General features: G+C 49.3%; 2 rRNA genes. Both read right to left on the reverse strand.

Annotated features, from left to right (window positions below):
• A 5S ribosomal RNA gene (rrf, locus tag PPA04_RS09280) occupies window positions 1–117 on the reverse strand.
• A 92-nt stretch (window positions 118–209) separates the two neighbouring features.
• Window positions 210–3,133: ribosomal RNA gene (locus tag PPA04_RS09285) — 23S ribosomal RNA — on the reverse strand.
• Between the last annotated feature and the right edge of the window lie 163 nt (window positions 3,134–3,296).

Below are 3,296 nucleotides of genomic sequence, written 5' to 3' on the forward strand. Positions count from 1 at the left end.
GCATGGCAACGTCCTACCCTCGCAGGGAGCGATCCCCCAACTACTCTCGGCGCTAAGAAGCTTAACTTCTGTGTTCGACATGGGAACAGGTGTATCCTTCTCGCTATCGCCACCACACTTCTCCGATCCACCTTCGTGGCTCGTGTGAAAGAAATTTATTCTCTCAAAACTAAATAATATCGAATCCTTCTCTTCAAGAACACCACTTTGTGGTTAAGTCCTCGACCGATTAGTATTGGTCCGCTCCATGTATCACTACACTTCCACTCCCAACCTATCTACCTGATCATCTCTCAGGGGTCTTACTTCCATAAATGGAATGGGAAATCTCATCTTGAGGCGAGTTTCACACTTAGATGCTTTCAGCGTTTATCTCATCCATACGTAGCTACCCAGCGATGCTCCTGGCGGAACAACTGGTACACCAGCGGTATGTCCATCCCGGTCCTCTCGTACTAAGGACAGATCCTCTCAAATTTCCTACGCCCGCGACGGATAGGGACCGAACTGTCTCACGACGTTCTGAACCCAGCTCGCGTACCGCTTTAATGGGCGAACAGCCCAACCCTTGGGACCGACTACAGCCCCAGGATGCGATGAGCCGACATCGAGGTGCCAAACCTCCCCGTCGATGTGAACTCTTGGGGGAGATAAGCCTGTTATCCCCAGGGTAGCTTTTATCCGTTGAGCGATGGCCCTTCCATACGGTACCACCGGATCACTAAGCCCGACTTTCGTCCCTGCTCGACCTGTCTGTCTCGCAGTCAAGCTCTCTTCTGCCTTTACACTCATTGAATGATTTCCAACCATTCTGAGAGAACCTTTGGGCGCCTCCGTTACTCTTTAGGAGGCGACCGCCCCAGTCAAACTGCCCACCTGACACTGTCTTCCGCCACGCTTAGTGGCGCGAGTTAGAGGGTTCATACAGCGAGGGTAGTATCCCACCAACGCCTCCACCGAAACTAGCGTTCCGGTTTCTATGGCTCCTACCTATCCTGTACAAGCTGTACAAACACTCAATATCAAGCTACAGTAAAGCTCCATGGGGTCTTTCCGTCCTGTCGCGGGTAACCCGCATCTTCACGGGTATTATAATTTCACCGAGTCTCTCGTTGAGACAGTGCCCAGATCGTTACGCCTTTCGTGCGGGTCGGAACTTACCCGACAAGGAATTTCGCTACCTTAGGACCGTTATAGTTACGGCCGCCGTTTACTGGGGCTTCATTTCAAAGCTTCGCCGAAGCTAACTCATTCACTTAACCTTCCAGCACCGGGCAGGCGTCAGCCCCTATACGTCATCTTACGATTTTGCAGAAACCTGTGTTTTTGATAAACAGTCGCCTGGGCCTATTCACTGCGGCTGATCTTTCGATCAGCACCCCTTCTCCCGAAGTTACGGGGTCATTTTGCCGAGTTCCTTAACGAGAGTTCTCTCGCTCACCTGAGGATACTCTCCTCGACTACCTGTGTCGGTTTGCGGTACGGGTAGTTAAACTCTAACTAGAAGCTTTTCTCGGCAGTGTGACATCAGGAACTTCGTTACTTTAAATTTCACTCCCCATCACAGCTTGTCCTTAAAGTTGAAAGCATTTAACTCTCAACAAGACTCGCTGCTTGGGCGCACATATCCAACCGTGCGCATTCCTTAGCCTCCTGCGTCCCTCCATTGTTCAAACAAGTTTAACTAGTACAGGAATCTCAACCTGTTATCCATCGTCTACGCCTCTCGGCCTCGACTTAGGTCCCGACTAACCCTGGGTGGACGAGCCTTCCCCAGGAAACCTTAGTCATTCGGTGGACAGGATTCTCACCTGTCTTTCGCTACTCATACCGGCATTCTCACTTCTAAGCGCTCCAACAGTCCTCACGGTCTGCCTTCATTGCCCTTAGAACGCTCTCCTATCACGCCACCTTGCGGTGGCATCCACAGTCTCGGTAATATGTTTAAGCCCCGGTACATTTTCGGCGCAGAATCACTCGACTAGTGAGCTATTACGCACTCTTTAAATGATGGCTGCTTCTGAGCCAACATCCTAGTTGTCTATGCAACTCCACATCCTTTTCCACTTAACATATATTTAGGGACCTTAACTGGTGGTCTGGGCTGTTCCCCTTTCGACGATGGATCTTATCACTCACCGTCTGACTCCCGGACATAAATCAATGGCATTCGGAGTTTATCTGAATTCAGTAACCCAAGACGGGCCCCTAGTCCAAACAGTGGCTCTACCTCCATGATCCTTAATCCGAGGCTAGCCCTAAAGCTATTTCGGAGAGAACCAGCTATCTCCAAGTTCGTTTGGAATTTCACCGCTACCCACACCTCATCTCAGCACTTTTCAACGTACACGAGTTCGGTCCTCCAGTGCGTTTTACCGCACCTTCAACCTGGACATGGGTAGGTCACTTGGTTTCGGGTCTACATCTACATACTCAGTCGCCCTATTCAGACTCGCTTTCGCTGCGGCTCCGTTTCTTCAACTTAACCTGGCATGTAAACGTAACTCGCCGGTTCATTCTACAAAAGGCACGCCATCACCCCTTAACGGGCTCTGACTTCTTGTAGGCACATGGTTTCAAGAACTGTTTCACTCCCCTTCCGGGGTGCTTTTCACCTTTCCCTCACGGTACTGGTTCACTATCGGTCACTAGGGAGTATTTAGCCTTGGGAGATGGTCCTCCCGGATTCCGACGGAGTTACACGTGTTCCGCCGTACTCAGGATCCTGAACTGAGGGATCTTCATTTTGCCTACGGGGCTATCACCCGCTCTGGCCAGTCTTCCCAGACTGTTCGGCTATGAAAATCTTTGGTAACTCAAATGTTCAGTCCTACAACCCCAGGAAGCAAGCTTCCTGGTTTGGGCTGTTCCCCGTTCGCTCGCCGCTACTTAGGGAATCGATATTTCTTTCTCTTCCTACGGGTACTGAGATGTTTCAGTTCCCCGCGTCTACCTCCAGCCACGCTATGAATTCACGTAGTGGTAACAACGGATTAGTGTTGTTGGGTTTCCCCATTCGGAAATCTCCGGATCAAAGCTTACTTACAGCTCCCCGAAGCATATCGGTGTTAGTCCCGTCCTTCATCGGCTCCTAGTACCAAGGCATTCACCATGCGCCCTTTATAACTTAACCTAACTTTACCAAAGGTAAAGTGGTTTTGAGTTTAGCGATTATTTTTCGAACTAATCTTGTTTTAAAACTCTATAAAACGCGGTGTTCTCGGTTTAATTACATTATAATAAATAATTAAAATTAGAAAATTTTTCGATATTATTTAGTTTTCAAAGAACAAATT

The organism is Pediococcus parvulus (genome assembly GCF_007990205.1).
Classification (GTDB): domain Bacteria; phylum Bacillota; class Bacilli; order Lactobacillales; family Lactobacillaceae; genus Pediococcus; species Pediococcus parvulus.